Source organism: Hippea maritima DSM 10411 (assembly GCF_000194135.1).
Classification (GTDB): Bacteria; Campylobacterota_A; Desulfurellia; order Desulfurellales; family Hippeaceae; genus Hippea; species Hippea maritima.
In genome coordinates, this window is record NC_015318.1 from 506,345 (window position 1) to 522,585 (window position 16,241).

Genomic DNA, 16,241 nt, shown 5'->3' on the forward strand with positions numbered 1-16,241 from the left:
AGCTGTTTACTTTTCTATACCTTCTCTTGCCTCAACCCCTTTTTTGTAATAGTGTTTTACTTCTCTCATTTCAGTAACCAAGTCTGCTTTTTCTATAACCTTTTCTGTTGCATATCTGCCCGTTATTATAAGTTCGGTGTTCTGTGGTTTTTTATCCATTAATTCTATCAAATCCTCTTCGCTGAATAATTTGAAAAACACGGCTATATTTGCCTCATCCAATATAACAACATCGTATAGGTTTTCTTTGAATGCTTTTAATACAAATTCATAGCCTTCTTTAGCTTTTTTTATGTCTTCTTGTGATGGTTTTGAATGTATAAATCCGGGCCTTCCAAACTGTTTTATGGTTATGTTTTCAAATTGCTTGAGTGCTTTATGTTCACTGTAAAATTGACCTTTGACGAATTGGACAAACAAAACCTTTAGCCCAGCACCCACAGCCCTTACGGCCAATCCTATGGCGGCTGTAGTTTTGCCCTTTCCGTTGCCTGTGTAAATTTGAATATAGCCCTTAGTTTTCATTTAGAAGCTCCTTAAGAACTTTCTGCTCCTTTGTTAGAAAGGTAGTTCCAATTTGAGATAGGCTTCTGTAAAACAGCGGAACCTTTTTGTCCTTGTTTAGGTCGTCAAAGAAATTAAATACCCAGCTAAACAGATGGTCAAAGAAAAATTCAGCAAACGCTGGCTTACAAGCCTCTTCATTTTCAAGCAGGAAAGCCCCAAACTCAAGTTCAAACGGTAGATAGTCTGGAAACTCCCTTTCGTCGAATATCTCAAGTCCACAGCTTTTGTATACCTCATTTAACTGATCAGAGACCTCTCCCCCTACAAGACCGTCTTTGTAGAACGATTCATATGGATGAAAAGGTGTTTTTGGAAAATTTGCAATAAAAAGGCCGGTATATACCCCCTGCCACTGGTGAAGTGATAACTTTTCCATCTCTTTAAGTCCTTGTTTTAGGTTTCTTATGCCGGTTAGTTTGTATCCGTTTTCGTTTAGGTTTGTATATGATTGTTTTATCATCTGAATCGCCTTTTGAATAACCTCTGAGAAATTTTCTTCAGGATATGTAAAACAGATACTTAGAAATCGATACATTGCTATTCTGTCATCTTTCATAGCTTCTCCCCTTAGAGTAGGCAAAATTCAAATATGGCCATTCTTGCGAATACGCCATTTTCAACTTGTTTTGTTATTAGGATTTTTTCATGTTTATCCATTAAAGCTGAGCTTAATTCAACGTTTCTGTTTACCGGTCCTGGATGCATTATGTAAGCATTAGGCATATTTTTTTCGCCTATTCCAAAAAACCTTGAGTACTCCTTTAATGATGGTATGTTTTGACCACTTTTTCTTTCAAGTTGTATGCGCAGCAGTATGATAAAATCTTTATCAGATAAGGCTTCTTGCAGGTTTGGTTCTATTTTTACACCGTCAAGCCATTCCTGTTTTGGCAGCATTGTCTTTGGTCCATAGAAGCTTAGCTTCCAATCAAAAAGTTTTGCCATCCACATATGGCTTTTTGCAACCCTACTGTTTGATATATCCCCGATTATGCAAACATTGAGATTGTCGAGTTTGCCCTTTGCTTCAAACATGGTTATTGCATCTAAAATGGCTTGTGATGGGTGTTCATTTGTGCCGTCTCCAGCATTTATTACCGGTATATTGGTGAACTTGCTTAAAAATTCAGGATAGCCGGACTGGTAATGTCTTATGACGAATGCGTCAGGCCTCATTGCTGATAAGTTAATTATAGTATCGTAATCTGTTTCACCCTTTTTTAAACTTGATTGATTGTGGTCTATGTTTACAACTTCTGCGCCCATGTTTTTAGCTGCTATCTCAAATGAGGTGCGTGTACGTGTGCTATTCTCAAAAAAGAGTGTTACAATAGTTTTGTCCTTTAATTTACCTTTAAAAAGGTTAGACTCTTTGAATTTTAAAGCCCTTTTTATGATAAGTTCTATGTTTTCCTTCGATAAGTCTTTAATAGAAACAAAATGCTTCATACCTACAACCTCATTTCTCTATATCTCTATGCAAAATTTCAACCTCAAAGCCCTTTTTAATCAAGTATTCCTTTATATACTCCACGATTGCTACCGATCTATGCTTGCCGCCCGTGCATCCTATGGATATAGTTAGATAGCTTTTGCCCTCTTTTATGTAATGCGGTATAAATGCATCTAAAAAGCCTCTTAGATAGTCTAAAAACTCATTGGTCTGGCTTTGATTCATTACAAAGTCATATGTTTTTTTGTCAAGACCGGTTGTATCTTTTAACTCATCAATGAAGTATGGGTTCGGTAAAAACCTCACATCAAAAACGTTATCTGACTCTATGGGTATTCCATATTTAAACCCAAACGATATAAGCTGGATTATTAATCTCTTATCCTGCTTTAAAAACTTTTCATACACCAACCTTCTGAGTTGATTAACGTTAAGTTGTGTTGTGTCTATGATGAAATCTGCTATCTTTTTTATAGGTTCTATAGCTTCTTTTTCTTCTTTGATTGCTTTAGATAGTGGAATCTTTCTGAGTAGGCTTAACGGGTGGGATCTCCTTGTTTGTTCAAATCTTTTGATTAATGTTTTATCATCTGATTCAAAGAATATAATTTTGTATTCTATCTTAGAATGGTCAAGCCACTCTTTAATTTCTTTTATTTCTTCAGTTAGGTTGGGGTCTCTGATATCGCAAACGCCCGCTATCTTGTTTATCTGACTGTTTGATAGTTCTATTATGTCTATGAATTTTTTAAGCAAAGAGAGCGGCAGGTTGTCTATGCAAAAATAACCACTATCTTCGAACGCTTTCAAGGCTGTGGTTTTACCGCTTCCAGATAATCCACTGATAAAGACAATTTCCACCTTAGCCCTTCTTTAGCTCTTCCTCTTTGTTCTTTATAAATTCTATGACTTTTTCCTTATCCTTTTCCGATATGATGCGCTCTTTCAGCTGGTTGTCTTTAAATATTTTGGCAGCTTTAGCAAGTGCTTTAAGTAGTATGGATGGTTTTGAGCTTGGCGCAAGTACAACCAGAAATATCTGCGATGGTACGCCATCCAATGAGCCAAAATCTATGGGTTCCTCGGTGGTAAATATGCCACATATTAATTTGCTTAGGGAATCCATTTTGGCATGTGGGAGAGCAAAGTAGCCTCCCACAGCCGTGGAGCCGAATTTTTCCCTGGCCATTAAAAGAGAAAAAACATCTTCGCTATTTAGATTGTTTTCCTTGGCTAAATACTCAGCCATCTTTTTTAAACATTCGAATTTTTCCTTGCAGTTAATGTTAAGCTTTACCGTATTAATAAAGTCTGTAATTCTGTTTTCTTTCATCTTGTTACTATATATCCATAATCGCCATTTTTCTTTTTATAGATAACACAAACCTTTCCGTTCTCTGAGTTGTTGAATACAACAAAATGCTTGTCTTCTTCATTTAGTTTCATTATGGCTTCTTCTACAGTTAATGGTTTTGGTATGAACTCCTCTTCCACGACCACAGGCTCTCTTTCACCTGCCTCATATTGATACTGTTCGGCCTGAGATGCCCTTCTTTTTGATTTATAGAGTTTGTCTTTCATTTTTTCTATCTGTTTTTCTAATACTTCATAAACAAGGTCAATCGATGAATACATGTCCTTGGATGATTCTGTTGCTTTTATTATCTCTCCCTCTATATTTAGTTTTACATCTGCTATGTGTCTGTATTTTTCTACGCTCAATACTACATCTGCTGTAGTTGCACCGTCTATTTTTCTTTGAAGCCTGCCGATTTTTTTCTCCACATACCCTTTGATTGCCGGCGTGAGCTCTGTGTTTTTTGCACTGATTGTGATTTTCATAACCCCTCCTTTTTAAAAATATTAATGGTGGTGCCCGTGGTGGTGTTCGTGATCACACACCTCTTGATACGATAAATCCAATCTATTAGCTATAAAGTCCTCTATTAGCTCTCTTGCATCTTTAGGTATTGCATTGCTTATTACCTTTATGCCAAAGCTTTCAAATAGTTCTTTAGCCTTTGGTCCTATTCCAGCCACAATTACAGCATCTGCGCCTTTTTCTTTTATCCACTGAGGAAATGAGCCTTCATAATGCTCGGGTGATGGCTCTATCTGGGTTGATGTCACTTTTCCATCCTCTATATCGAAAAATGCAAATTTGGGTGCATGACCAAAGTGTTCGCACAGTCTATCATCCTCTATAGGCATCGCAACCCTTATCATCAAGCTACCTCCTTAAAAGAATCTATTTTTCCAATAGGAATAATAATCGGCGGTTTTTCTTTCTATAGCGTACTCTTTTTCTAACTCCTCTAATTCGTCTTCGCTTATAGTTAAAAATTTTGCATTTTCTACATCAAAGTCTTTTTTGGTTAAAATCATATATGCTGTGTTTATGTCCCTGAATAGTTCTTCACTTTTCTTGTTTATATCTGGATGATACTTCTTGGCTAATTTTAGATAATTATTCCTTATTATCCATTCTGGGTCGTCTTCATTTACACCAAGCAGTTTTCTTGCAGCTATTTCATATCTTTTTATCTTTGTAAACCTATTCTGAAACGAAAAATCGTATATCATCCTAATACCCCCTTTAGGGTAAAAAACAACCCATTACGCTCCATGTTGAAATAATATGCTTTTTTGAGCTTTTCATCAACAAGTTTTAAGAATTTATGCCTCAGTTGCTTCATAATAATAGTTTAACAAAAAACTCTGCCTTGTAAAGCTCTCTTGATTCTTTGACAATAGAAGTTCTATATTTTAAAATTGCAATATGGTCAAAAAAACATCAATTTATGTCTGTTCCAATTGCGGTTATACATCCTCAAAGTGGTACGGAAGGTGTCCAAATTGTGGTGAGTGGGGCACATTTGAGGAGAAAACTGGCAATGATAAGAAAAAATCCCGCGCTTTGGATTATAAAAAACCTGTGAAGATAAGCCAGGTTAATTACAGTGAGAGTTTTTTGTCCTTTGATGGTGATTTCAGTTCTCTGTTTAATAATAAACTCTCTTTGGGTGGCGTTTATTTGATTTCTGGGACCCCAGGGGTGGGTAAATCAACGCTACTTTTACAACTTGCTGGCTCTTTATCTAAAAATGGAAGGGTTGTGTATATTTCCGCTGAAGAATCTTTAGGGCAGATTGCATCAAGGGGTGAAAGATTATCGGTAGGTGATGTAGAGCTTGTCTCAGAAAACGAACTCAATAGAATAATCGCCATGCTTGAGGTTGAAAGACCAACTATTGCTATTGTTGATTCTGTGCATACGATTTTTGATAGTGACCTCGATTATACAACAGGAGGAATTCAGCAGGTTAGGCACTGTGCGGAAAAATTAACGGAAGCTGCAAAAAGATTTTCTATAACACTTTTTATTGTTGCACACATTACAAAATCTGGTGCGATAGCAGGACCTAAAACATTGGAACATATGGTTGATAGTGTTCTTTTACTTCAAGCTGAATCGAAGAGTGGCTTCAGGGTTTTGAAATTTCTTAAAAATCGATTTGGGTCTACAGATGAGGCTCTCATTCTTCAGATGACGGAAAAGGGTTTAGTTGAAGTAAAAGATCCTACCATTAAATTTATAGATGGGTTTAATCTAACCGATGGTGTATGCTATGGAGCTATAGCTGAGGGCAAACATCCTATTTTGATTGAGGTTCAAGCTTTATGTGTTCAAACCCCACTTGCCATACCGAGGCGTATAAGTGTAGGCTTTGATATAAACAGACTGAATATGCTTATAGCTGTCATAGAAAAGAGGGTTAATCTTCCTATGTTTAAGTATGATGTTTATGTGAATATTACAGGAGGAATTAAGGTATCATCCACATTAATGGATGCCGCTGTTGTGGGTGCTATTTTTTCTTCGTTTAAGAAAAAGAGTTTCTTAGAGAAGAGTGTTGTTTTTTCTGAGATTGACTTGTCTGGTAGGCTCAGGCTTTTTGAGAGTGATAAGGCCATAGTTGATAAGCTTAAAGCGAGTGGCTTTAGTGTGATGTCGGCTTTGAATACAAAGGATGTAAAACGGCTTTACGATTCAGTTTAGGTAATGTAGAATATAATTATGAATGAGCATTTTTTTATTGCTGGGCCTTGTGTTATAGAAAGTGAATTGATTATAATGAAAACAGCCGAAAGGCTGAAAAAAATAGCAGAGAAGTACAATATTGAGATTATATTTAAATCTTCCTTTGATAAAGCAAACAGAACCTCTATAAGCTCATTCAGGGGGCCCGGAATCGATGAAGGGCTTAAGGTTCTCTCCAAAGTCAAAGAAACCTTTGGGTTTAAACTAACTACTGATATTCATTTGCCGCATCAGGCAAGCGTTGTTGCGGATGTTGTGGATGTAATACAGATTCCAGCATTTCTATGCCGTCAAACAGATATGATAGTTGAGGCTGCCAAAACCTCTAAGACTGTCAATATAAAAAAGGGCCAGTTTGTAGCTCCATGGGACATGAGGTATGCAGTACAAAAGGCGAAAGCTTCAGGAGGCAGAGATATTTGGCTAACCGAAAGGGGTTCTTCATTTGGTTATAATAACTTAGTCGTTGATTTTAGAAGTTTACGCATTATGAAGGAGTTTGCCAGAAAGGTTGTATATGATGCCACACATTCAATGCAGATGCCAAGTGTAGCGGGAAAGAGTTTAGGCACTAAAGAATATGCCTCATGGCTTGCCTTTGCTGCAGCGAGTGTTGGGGTTGATGGTTTATTTTTTGAGGTTCACCCAGAACCTGATAAGGCGCTCTCTGATGCTGCTGTTATGCTATCTATTGATGAGTTTGAGAAAATTGTACCCGTTATTTTACAACACTGGCAGATAACGGATAGATATGAAAAAAATTCATAAATACATAACTATTTTTTTTCTAAAAACATTTTTTATCTCTTTAGCCTTTTTTGTTTTATTGTTTGTGTTAAGTGATTTTTTCTCCAATCTATCAGACATAGTTGGTAATGGTGTTTCGATTAAGTATATTATTAGCTATTATGTGTATTATACGCCATTTATAATTTACTTTAGTTTACCTTTTATATTTGCGCTTTCATCGCTTGTAAGCTTGGGATATCTATCATCAAAAAACGAAATAATAGTGATGCGGTCAAGTGGTTTGAGCATATTTAAGATAGCAAAACCAGTTCTGTTTTTTTCCATTATTGTTGCTGTTTTGATGTTTGCATCTAAGGAGCTTATTGTTAACTATGGGCTTGAGAAGGCCTCTTTTGTTAAGCATTACTATTTTAAAAATAAGCAGTTCAAACTAGGGTGGACTAAAGTTGGCAATATGTTTATAAAGGTTAATGGACTAAATGTTACAAATAATATGGCATATAATGTTACCGCCTATAGAGTTGATAAAGATTTTAATAGGGTAGAGGCTATAATTACAGCAAAGAGGGTTAAATTCAAGCCAAAAGAGATTATATTTATTGATGGGTGTAGTTTTAATATGCCCAACTTTTCCCAAGGTAGGTGTTTTAAGGATTTTAAAATCAAAACCAACAAGAGCTTTTATTCGCTTTTTTCTTCATCGAAGTTTAAAGAGCCATCGATTAAAAGCCTTGTTTTTTCTTATAAGCATTCTTTGGATAAAGACTACTATTTGTCTTTAATTATTCATAGGTTTGTTTATCCCTTTTCGTGTATTATCTTAACACTTATCTCTTTTGTGTTCGTGCTTAAAACAAATCCAAGAAGAGGTGGTTTTGTAAAAAACGTTTTTTCTTCAAGCTTGGTTTTTCTGGTATATATTGGGAGTTTGGAACTTATATCGTCAATGGGTAGATATTCGATGGTTGATCCTAATATATCGATTGTTATTTTTATCCTTTTCTGGTTGAGTGTTTCTGTGTATAATCTCTTGAAACTTGGAGTTTGAGGTGTTTATGGAGGCAGAGCCTAAATATATTTATCTTATATCGGATGGGACGGGGGAAACAGCAACAAAGATAGCCAAGGCATTTTTGGTTCAATTTAAATACCCCAACATAATAAAAAGGAAATTTATAGAGGTTAGAGAAAAAGAAAAGATAGATGAGATTGTCGAAAAGGCTAAAGACGAGAGGCCTTTAGTTGTTTTAACTATAGCAGATAAGGATCTTAGGGATTATGCAAATGAGAGATTTAATCAAATAGGCGTCATAATACTTGATTTGTTTGGTTATTATATAAATAAATTCGAGGAGTTTTTCGGCCAAAAGGCAAGGAATGTCTCTGGCCTTTTGCATAGAATTAGCGATAGATATTTCGAAAAGATAAAAGCCATAGAATACACAGTTGAGCATGATGATAACAGAAGTAGTAGAAACTTGGACCAGGCTGATATTATACTCGTTGGACTTTCAAGGACGTCAAAGACCCCTTTAAGCATTTACCTAGCCCAAGAAGGTGGATATAAAGTTGCAAATTTTGCTATTGTCAAAGGAGAAAAACTGCCCGATTCATTGTTTGAGGTAGACCAAAACAAGATAGTAGGCTTGACGATAGACCCTATGAGGCTATACGAGATAAGAAAGCAGAGGGCTAAAAAATTGGGACTTGCTAACTCCTCTTATGCCTCATTGAGCAGGATATATGAAGAGGTTGAATATGCCAATTCAATCTTTAAAAAGCATCCTCAGTGGCTTATTGTTGATGTTACAAATAGGTCGGTAGAGGAGACCGCAAGCGAGATAGTTTCTAAATTATTTGGAAGAAAACTTTAGAGTTAGGAGGGTTTTGAAAGATGGATTTAGCTTCCGTTTCACTGGCTGTTATTGCGTTGGTTTATGCGGGTCTTGCATTGGGAGGGCTAATTGGCATTATTGTCTTGATTAAGCTCTATTCAGACATGAAAAAGAAGGTTGAAGAGATTAAAAAGCAAATTGAGCCCTATCAATCCAAAGCTGACCAGATGCTTTACAAGGCCGAGGTTATGATGGAGATAGCTCAAACTTTGGCAGAGGATGTAAAGGTTTTGGTCGATAAGGCCAAAGAAACTGGTGTTGATGTAATGGACAAAACAAGACAAACAACAACAGAGGTTATGGACAAGGCTAAAGAGACGAGTTTTGAGGTAATGGATAAAACAAAAGAAACTGTAGATGAGGTTAGTGAGCTTGTAGTTGGAACAAAAAAGAGGGTGGAAAATCATACAAACTATATCTTTAATAGGGTTGCAACTATTGAGGAGAAGTTGGATGATGTGTATGCTTTTTTGGTTGGTATAGCTAAGTTCACTACAAAACTGGTGAAAAAGGAGGATAGATAATGATTAAGAAGATTTTGGCCGTTGGAGTGGTGGCTTCTGCCTCCGTTGCGCTTTATTTTGCTTTTAAAAAGATTGATAGTGAAAAACTTTCATCTATAACCGATAAACTTTCGACTTTGAATTCTCAATTTTCAAAACTTGAAAGCTCAAAGGAGGATATATTAGACAAAATAACTTCATTGAGTTCAACTATTAGCCAACTGAGTGGAGAGTTGGTTGATAAAGCCAACGACTATACTCAACAAAAAAAACAAGCTATAGTTGATGCGATAGAAGAAGCAAAGAAGATGATTCAAGAAGAGCGGGAAAAACTAAGTCAGATAAGGTCAAAACTGGATGAGGTGGGTTAGGAGAAGATAATTGAATACCACTTACCATTCTGGTCTATTTGAATACTTCATATTCTTGATTTTTTTGATAGGTGGTGTTTACCTTTTGTTTTTTAAGCTAACCTTCGTAACAATTGTTGTGTTTCTGTCTTATTTGATAGCTGAGATTTCCTATCCTTTTGAGAATATGTTGCTTAGATTTAAGATTCCCCGTTGGCTGAGTGGCCTTTTTGTTTTGACCATAATAATGGGCAGTACGGTATTTATATTAACCATAACCGTACCTGCCCTGATTAGTCAGATATCTGGCATAGAAAAACAGCTGCCCACTTTGCTTGAAGGTATTAAAAATTCCATAAACAATTTATACAGCTACATGTCGCTTAAATTCTCAAACAGTAGCGCTGTTAATCAAATTTTGAGCTCGGCTGTGGATTCTGTAAAAAAATACCTTATAGATTTTGCTGTTAATTCATTAACAGGTCTCATAAAAGGTGTGTCGGGACTTGTAGCCTTATTGCTTATACCTATAATCTCGTTTTTTATGATTATCTATAGACAGAAATACAAATTGGTTATAAAAAGCATTATTTTGACAGTTTTGGGAGAAGATTATCTTTCAGTTTTTCAGGATATACACAATGTTATTATAAGCTACATAGTGGGTCTTGTAATACTTATGGTTGTGGTATCTGCCTTAGGTATTGCAGGGCTTTACATTGTTGGTGTAGACTATGCATTATTATTCGGTATTTTGGGTGGTGTGCTTTATATAATCCCCTACCTTGGGGCTATAGTTAGTTTTATACCCCCTATTTTGGTAGCTTTACTTGTCCATCATAGTCTTATAATGTCTGTTGAAGTGTTAACGGTTCTTTTGTTTATTCATTTTATAAGTGGCAATATCATAGCACCGTATATCTATTCAAGGCAGCTTGAGTTAGATCCTCTTGCCGTTTTACTTTCTATATTATTTTTTGGCAAACTCTTGGGAGTTTGGGGTGTTATACTTTCCGTTCCACTTTTAGGTATAATTGTTGTGAGCTATGAGAAGTTGGTGCCAATTTTGATAAAAAGGAGAGCAATGTGATAGATTATAAATCTGCTGGTGTAGATATAGATAAAGGTAACAGATTTGCAAAGGCCATAAAAGAGATGGTAGAGGTTTTGCCAAAAAAAGGTGTTATCTCCTCGATAGGTGGTTTTTCTGCCCTTCTTGAACTAAACAGTTTTGGTTGTGATAGGGTTCTATCCTCATCTACAGACGGTGTTGGCACAAAGCTGTTGATTGCTCAGATGTCTGGCATTCACGATACGGTCGGCATAGACCTGGTTGCCATGAATGTGAATGATATTATTACAAGTGGAACAAAGCCGCTATTTTTTTTGGACTACATTTCATACAGTGAGCTTGAGGATAGGGTGCTTGAGGATATAGTTAAGGGTATAGTTAATGGCTTGAGTCAGTCAAATGCTGCCTTAATTGGCGGTGAAACGGCTCAAATGCCAGGTGTTTATAAAGATGGTGAGTATGATATCGCAGGTTTTTGTGTAGGTATTGGCAAAAAGGACGATCTCCTGCCAAAGCCTATAGAAGAGGGTATGTCTGTTGTTGGTTTTGCCTCAAGCGGCTTTCATTCTAACGGCTATTCGCTTTTGAGAAAATTATTTTTTGAGGTTGGCGGATACAAATTAGATAGTTTGGTTTTAGATAAACCGCTGGTTGAATGGTTGCTTGAGCCCACAAGGATATATGTAAAGCTCTTTGATGAGGTAAAACCATGGGTTAAAGCCGCATCTCATATAACAGGTGGTGGCTTTTATGATAATATTCCTCGTGTATTACCAGACGGAGTTAGGGTTGTTATTGAAAAAAAATCCCTTCCCGAGATTGAGATATTTGAGTTTGTTAAAAATTTAGGTAAAATTAATGATAGTGAAATGTTTAGAACATTTAACATGGGTGTTGGCTTTGTAGTTATCTGCTGCGAGAAAGATGTAGATAAAGTCATATCTGTTTCTTCTGATTTTGGCATAGAAGCATACAGTATTGGATATACCATTAAAGGGCAAAAAGGGGTGGAAATTGTATAGGTTGGGAGTACTTTTATCAGGCAGGGGTTCAAACTTTGAATCCATATTGAATGCTATAAAATCAGGCTATATAAAAAACGCAGAAATTGTCGTTGTTTTAAGCAATAAAGCCGATGCAAGAGGGTTGGAGAAAGCTAAAGAGTCTGGTATAGATGCCTTCTTTATAAATCCTAATGGCTTACAGAGGGAGGAATACGACAAAAAACTCGTTAGTTTATTAAAGGGTTATAGTGTTGATTATGTAATTTTAGCTGGATATATGAGAATACTTTCTGATTATTTCATTGAGAGTTTTGAGAATAAGATTTTGAACATACATCCTGCGCTTTTGCCGTCGTTTAAAGGTTTGCATGCTCAAAGACAGGCACTTGAGGCCGGCGTTAGGTTTGCCGGTGCAACTGTGCATTTTGTTACAAAAGAATTAGATTCAGGTCCCATAATAGTCCAATCTGTAGTTCCTGTATTTGATGCAGATACAGAAGGGAGCTTATCGAATAGAATTCTAAAGACTGAGCATAAGATTTATCCTTTGGCTGTGAAGCTTTTAAGTGAGGATAGAATAAAACTAAAGGGAAATAGGGTTATGATAGAAGGCGATTTTTTAGATGCCGATTTTTTTGCACTTAATCCAATAGGCGGAGGAAAAGATGGAGTTTGAGGCCGTAATAGGTTTAGAGGTTCACATACAGCTTCTGACCAATACAAAAATATTCTGTAGTTGCTCTACTGATTTTGGGGCACCTCCGAACACACACATATGCCCTGTGTGTATGGGTATGCCAGGGGTGCTTCCGGTACTTAACAAGAAGGTTTTGGATTATGCTATAAAATTAGGCTTGGCCCTAAATTGCAAAATAAATAAATTTTCACGGTTTGCAAGGAAGAATTATTTTTATCCAGATCTACCCAAGGGGTATCAGATATCGCAGTATGAATTGCCCATTTTGGAAGGTGGTCATGTTGAGATATTTGTTAACGGTGAATATAAAAAAATAGGGCTTGAGAGAATACATATGGAAGAGGACGCCGGAAAAACCATACACAGGCCAGATGGCAGTTATGTTGATTTTAACAGGGCTGGTGTTCCATTACTTGAGATAGTTTCTCTGCCTGTAATGCATTCCCCACAGGAGGCTGGTGAGTACTTGCGCTCATTGCGCAGGATTGTTAGATATTTGGGTATATGCGATGGCAATATGGAAGAGGGCTCTTTGAGGTGTGATGCGAATGTTTCTATAAGACCCAAAGGCCAGACAAAGCTTGGAACAAAAACAGAACTTAAGAATATGAATTCATTCAGGCATGTTGAGAAGGCATTGGAGTATGAAATTCAACGCCAGATAGAGGTTGTGGAAGATGGAGGAAAAATAATACAGCAAACAAGGTTATGGGATGAAAAGACCGGAATGACTAAACCAATGAGAAGCAAAGAAGAGGCTTATGAATACAGATACTTCCCAGATCCAGATCTTGTGCCTATTTTTATAGATGATGAGTGGATAGAAAGGATAAAGGACGAGGTGCCTGAGCTTCCAAGGCAAAAATTAGAACGTTTTGTTGAAGAGTATGGTTTAAAAGAAGAGGATGCAAGGGTTTTGGTTGAAGAAAAATCATTAGCTGACTACTTTGAAGAAGCTGCAAAGGGCTATAAAAAGCCACAGTCAATAGCAAACTGGATATTGTCAGAGCTTTTGGGCTATCTGAATAAGGAAAACAAAAACATAGAGGATACCTTAATTAAGCCAAATCATATAAGAGAGCTTGTTGAACTTATAGATAGTGGCCTTATAAGCGGTAAAATCGCAAAAACCGTTTTTGGCAAGATGTATGAAACTGCTAAGTCACCCAAGCAGATTGTTGAAGAAGAGGGTCTTGTTCAAATAACTGATAGATCACAAATTGAAGGTATTGTAGATGAGGTAATTAAGGCCAATCCAAAGGCCGTTGAGCAGTATAAATCTGGCAAAAAGAATACAATAGGTTTCTTTGTGGGTCAGGTTATGAAAAAGACAAAGGGTAAGGCAAATCCAAAGCTTGTTAATGAGATACTTGCTTCTAAATTGGAGGAGTTATGAGGACAGTTATAAGGAACGGTTATGTTATAGCGCCGTCAAATGATTTTGAAGGCTTTGCTGATGTGTCTATTGTTGATGGTGTTATAGAAATGGTAGGAGATGTTGAAGGGGTTAGTATAGATGAGGAAATAGATGCCACCGGGCTTGTGGTAGCACCGGGTTTTGTTGATATACATGCACACCTAAGAGACCCAGGTTTTACTTATAAGGAAACCATAGAAACAGGTATGAGAGCCGCTGTTAAAGGTGGTTTTACCGCTATTTGCTGCATGCCCAATACAAATCCTACTATAGATAATATACAAACGGTTGAGTATATAAAATCAAAAGCTGCCAATGTTGGGATATGCGATGTTTATCCTATAGGCACAATCACTAAGGGAGAAAAGGGTGAAGAATTAACTGATATGATGAGCTTAAAAGAAGCCGGCTGTGTGGCTTTTTCTGACGATGGAAGGCCTGTTATGAATGCTGAGGTTTTGAGAAAGGCCTTAATTTATGCTGAGGATTTAAATGTTCCCCTTACGCTACATGAAGAGGATTTAAACATAAGTGGGGATGGAGTTGTAAATGAGGGCAAGATTGCTTTTGAGTTGGGTTTAAAGGGCATTCCTAATGTGTCCGAATCTTCTATTATAGCAAGAGATGTGGAGATAGCAAAAAGCACAAATACTCACCTGCATATATGTCATGTTAGCACAAAAGAGTCAATAGATGTATTAAAAAAGGCCAAAATGGATAGTGGTAGAATTACATTTGAAGTTACTCCGCATCACCTATCATTGACGGATGAGGAGATTAAAGATTACAATACATTTGCCAAGGTTAATCCTCCTCTTAGAAGCAAAGAGGATGTTAAGGCTGTTCATGGTGCTTTTTCTTTGGGGCTTGTGGATGCCATAGCCACAGACCATGCGCCTCACGATGAGGATTCCAAGCGCTGTACCATACAAAACGCGGCATTTGGTATAAGCGGTTTTGAGACGGCTTTTGCTGTTGTGAATACATACCTTGTTGAGACGGGCGTTGTAAGCCTTGCAGACGCCATAGCATTAATGACAGTCAAGCCTGCAAGGATTTTTCATCTTGATACTGGAACACTTAATGAAGGGAGTTCTGCTAATATTGTATTAATTGATAAAAATAGAGAATGGGTAGTTGATAGAAATAAATTTGTATCCAAAGGCAAGAATACTCCTTATCATGATAAAAAACTCAAAGGAGCGATTGTTAAAACATTTTATAAAGGAATGATAGTTTATTCAGAAGAGGTGTGAAAATGGTATTTTTTAGAAGGAAGAAATCTAAAAAGGAAGAGAAGAAATGGGTTCAGTGTAAGAAGTGTAATGAAACCTTTTATATAGACGAGGTTAAGCAGAATTTTTGGGTTTGTCCCAGATGTGGTTCCTACTTTAGGGTTTCTGCCAAAGACAGAATAGAGATGACTGTGGATGAGGGTAGTTTTAAGGAATTTGATAGCCGGATATCAACAAAGGACCCTCTAAATTTTACCGACCTTAAGCCCTATAAGAATAGGCTTAAGGATGCTATTCAAAAAACAGGCTCTAAAGAGGCTGTTATAAACGGTACCTGCACAATAGATGGTCAGCCCTGTGTTTTAAGTGTTATGGATTTTTCTTTCTTGGGCGGTTCTATGGGGTATGCAACAGGAGAGAAGATTGTCAGGGCAATAGAGAAAGCTATGAGACTAAAGATTGGTCTTGTCATAATTAGCGCCTCAGGCGGAGCAAGAATGCAGGAGGGTATCTTATCGCTGATGCAAATGGAAAGAACCGCAGCTGCCTTGAGTCTTTTATCTGATAAAGGGTTGCCCTATATCTCAGTTTTAACCGACCCAACAACCGGTGGTGTAGCTGCAAGTTTCGCTATGCTTGGCGATGTTATTATAGCAGAGCCAAATGCCTTGATAGGGTTTGCAGGCCCAAGGGTTATCGAGCAAACTATAGGCCATGGCTTACCCGAGGGATTCCAGAGATCTGAATTTTTACTTGAAAAGGGTTTTGTTGATATAATTGTAGAAAGAAAGGAACTTCCTAAATACATAGGTAAGTTTTTGCGCTATTTTTCTAAGTAAATGGATGATGATTCTTTGTCTGTTTATAGGGTATATAAACCTAAGCAAGTAGAGAGAGTGGATGGGTTTAAAAAATATTCCGGTGGTTCGAAGAAAGAAGACTTCACAAAAAAACAGAAAAAGAGAAACAAGGATGAATTTAAAAAAGAATTTTGTGAACGTTTCGGCCTTGATGAGAGTAAATTTCAGGTTAATTTAGTAAAGATGAAAGATAGGTGGATGGTGCAAATTTGCCACAAAAAAAGTAATAACTGTGTTTTTCACGATTATGAGGTTTTATGTGGCCTTTTAGATAAAAAGTGCAAATTACCTGATGTTGTGGGTGCTAATATCGACAGAGAAGCTTAGGGTTCGGAG

21 protein-coding genes are annotated in these 16,241 nt (G+C 36.9%); 13 read left to right on the forward strand and 8 right to left on the reverse strand.

Annotated features, from left to right (window positions below):
- Nucleotides 1-6: 6 nt before the first annotated feature.
- From cobO to HIPMA_RS02610, 8 genes are read right to left on the reverse strand one after another with little or no spacing between them, the layout of a single operon-like run.
- The gene (gene cobO / locus HIPMA_RS02575; protein ID WP_013681511.1) at nucleotides 7-525 is read right to left on the reverse strand and encodes a cob(I)yrinic acid a,c-diamide adenosyltransferase; all 519 of its coding nucleotides are present in this window, start codon (nucleotides 523-525) and stop codon (nucleotides 7-9) included.
- Nucleotides 515-1,123: a TorD/DmsD family molecular chaperone gene (locus HIPMA_RS02580; protein ID WP_013681512.1), complete on the reverse strand. Its 609-nt coding sequence runs from the start codon at nucleotides 1,121-1,123 to the stop codon at nucleotides 515-517. The genes cobO and HIPMA_RS02580 overlap by 11 nt, the downstream gene beginning before the upstream one ends.
- 11 nt (nucleotides 1,124-1,134) lie before the next feature.
- Complete coding sequence (locus tag HIPMA_RS02585; RefSeq protein ID WP_013681513.1) at nucleotides 1,135-2,016, reverse strand: aspartate carbamoyltransferase catalytic subunit; 882 nt, start codon at nucleotides 2,014-2,016, stop codon at nucleotides 1,135-1,137.
- A gap of 10 nt (nucleotides 2,017-2,026) precedes the next feature.
- Nucleotides 2,027-2,881 (reverse strand): RNase adapter RapZ, encoded by an 855-nt coding sequence (gene rapZ, locus HIPMA_RS02590; RefSeq protein WP_013681514.1) that lies wholly within the window; start codon nucleotides 2,879-2,881, stop codon nucleotides 2,027-2,029.
- A gap of 1 nt (nucleotide 2,882) precedes the next feature.
- Nucleotides 2,883-3,353, reverse strand: a complete 471-nt coding sequence (locus tag HIPMA_RS02595; protein WP_013681515.1) for a PTS sugar transporter subunit IIA — start codon at nucleotides 3,351-3,353, stop codon at nucleotides 2,883-2,885.
- Nucleotides 3,350-3,862 carry a ribosome hibernation-promoting factor, HPF/YfiA family gene (gene hpf, locus HIPMA_RS02600; protein ID WP_013681516.1) on the reverse strand — a complete coding sequence of 171 codons (513 nt, stop codon included), beginning with the start codon at nucleotides 3,860-3,862 and terminating at the stop codon, nucleotides 3,350-3,352. Before hpf ends, HIPMA_RS02595 begins: the two co-directional genes overlap by 4 nt.
- 21 nt (nucleotides 3,863-3,883) lie before the next feature.
- Nucleotides 3,884-4,246, reverse strand: coding sequence for a NifB/NifX family molybdenum-iron cluster-binding protein (locus HIPMA_RS02605; protein ID WP_013681517.1), 363 nt, complete (start codon nucleotides 4,244-4,246; stop codon nucleotides 3,884-3,886).
- A gap of 12 nt (nucleotides 4,247-4,258) precedes the next feature.
- A complete protein-coding gene (locus HIPMA_RS02610) occupies nucleotides 4,259-4,603 on the reverse strand; it encodes a DnaJ domain-containing protein (RefSeq protein ID WP_013681518.1) in 345 nt (114 codons plus the stop codon).
- A gap of 196 nt (nucleotides 4,604-4,799) precedes the next feature.
- On the opposite strand from HIPMA_RS02610, the gene HIPMA_RS02615 reads away from it, so the two are divergent.
- The 13 genes from HIPMA_RS02615 to HIPMA_RS02675 are packed head-to-tail and all read left to right on the forward strand — an operon-like array spanning nucleotide 4,800 to nucleotide 16,232.
- Nucleotides 4,800-6,080, forward strand: a complete 1,281-nt coding sequence (locus HIPMA_RS02615; RefSeq protein ID WP_013681519.1) for an AAA family ATPase — start codon at nucleotides 4,800-4,802, stop codon at nucleotides 6,078-6,080.
- 18 nt (nucleotides 6,081-6,098) lie between these two features.
- A complete protein-coding gene (kdsA, locus tag HIPMA_RS02620; protein WP_013681520.1) occupies nucleotides 6,099-6,890 on the forward strand; it encodes a 3-deoxy-8-phosphooctulonate synthase in 792 nt (263 codons plus the stop codon).
- Nucleotides 6,874-7,920 (forward strand): LptF/LptG family permease, encoded by a 1,047-nt coding sequence (locus HIPMA_RS02625; RefSeq protein ID WP_013681521.1) that lies wholly within the window; start codon nucleotides 6,874-6,876, stop codon nucleotides 7,918-7,920. The genes kdsA and HIPMA_RS02625 overlap by 17 nt, the downstream gene beginning before the upstream one ends.
- 7 nt (nucleotides 7,921-7,927) lie before the next feature.
- Nucleotides 7,928-8,746: a pyruvate, water dikinase regulatory protein gene (locus HIPMA_RS02630; protein ID WP_013681522.1), complete on the forward strand. Its 819-nt coding sequence runs from the start codon at nucleotides 7,928-7,930 to the stop codon at nucleotides 8,744-8,746.
- Between the two features lie 20 nt (nucleotides 8,747-8,766).
- Nucleotides 8,767-9,291 (forward strand): DUF948 domain-containing protein, encoded by a 525-nt coding sequence (locus tag HIPMA_RS02635; RefSeq protein WP_013681523.1) that lies wholly within the window; start codon nucleotides 8,767-8,769, stop codon nucleotides 9,289-9,291.
- Nucleotides 9,291-9,641, forward strand: a complete 351-nt coding sequence (locus HIPMA_RS02640; protein ID WP_013681524.1) for a peptide chain release factor 1 — start codon at nucleotides 9,291-9,293, stop codon at nucleotides 9,639-9,641. Before HIPMA_RS02635 ends, HIPMA_RS02640 begins: the two co-directional genes overlap by 1 nt.
- A 10-nt stretch (nucleotides 9,642-9,651) precedes the next feature.
- A complete protein-coding gene (locus tag HIPMA_RS02645; protein WP_013681525.1) occupies nucleotides 9,652-10,710 on the forward strand; it encodes an AI-2E family transporter in 1,059 nt (352 codons plus the stop codon).
- Nucleotides 10,710-11,714 (forward strand): phosphoribosylformylglycinamidine cyclo-ligase, encoded by a 1,005-nt coding sequence (gene purM / locus HIPMA_RS02650; RefSeq protein WP_041324220.1) that lies wholly within the window; start codon nucleotides 10,710-10,712, stop codon nucleotides 11,712-11,714. The genes HIPMA_RS02645 and purM overlap by 1 nt, the downstream gene beginning before the upstream one ends.
- Nucleotides 11,707-12,372 (forward strand): phosphoribosylglycinamide formyltransferase, encoded by a 666-nt coding sequence (gene purN, locus HIPMA_RS02655; RefSeq protein WP_013681527.1) that lies wholly within the window; start codon nucleotides 11,707-11,709, stop codon nucleotides 12,370-12,372. The genes purM and purN overlap by 8 nt, the downstream gene beginning before the upstream one ends.
- A complete protein-coding gene (gene gatB, locus HIPMA_RS02660) occupies nucleotides 12,362-13,789 on the forward strand; it encodes an Asp-tRNA(Asn)/Glu-tRNA(Gln) amidotransferase subunit GatB (protein ID WP_013681528.1) in 1,428 nt (475 codons plus the stop codon). Before purN ends, gatB begins: the two co-directional genes overlap by 11 nt.
- Complete coding sequence (locus HIPMA_RS02665; RefSeq protein WP_013681529.1) at nucleotides 13,786-15,066, forward strand: dihydroorotase; 1,281 nt, start codon at nucleotides 13,786-13,788, stop codon at nucleotides 15,064-15,066. The genes gatB and HIPMA_RS02665 overlap by 4 nt, the downstream gene beginning before the upstream one ends.
- Before the next feature lie 2 nt (nucleotides 15,067-15,068).
- Complete coding sequence (gene accD / locus HIPMA_RS02670) at nucleotides 15,069-15,884, forward strand: acetyl-CoA carboxylase, carboxyltransferase subunit beta (protein WP_013681530.1); 816 nt, start codon at nucleotides 15,069-15,071, stop codon at nucleotides 15,882-15,884.
- Complete coding sequence (locus HIPMA_RS02675) at nucleotides 15,885-16,232, forward strand: hypothetical protein (RefSeq protein WP_013681531.1); 348 nt, start codon at nucleotides 15,885-15,887, stop codon at nucleotides 16,230-16,232. It abuts the gene before it with no gap.
- The last annotated feature ends 9 nt before the right edge of the window (nucleotides 16,233-16,241 follow it).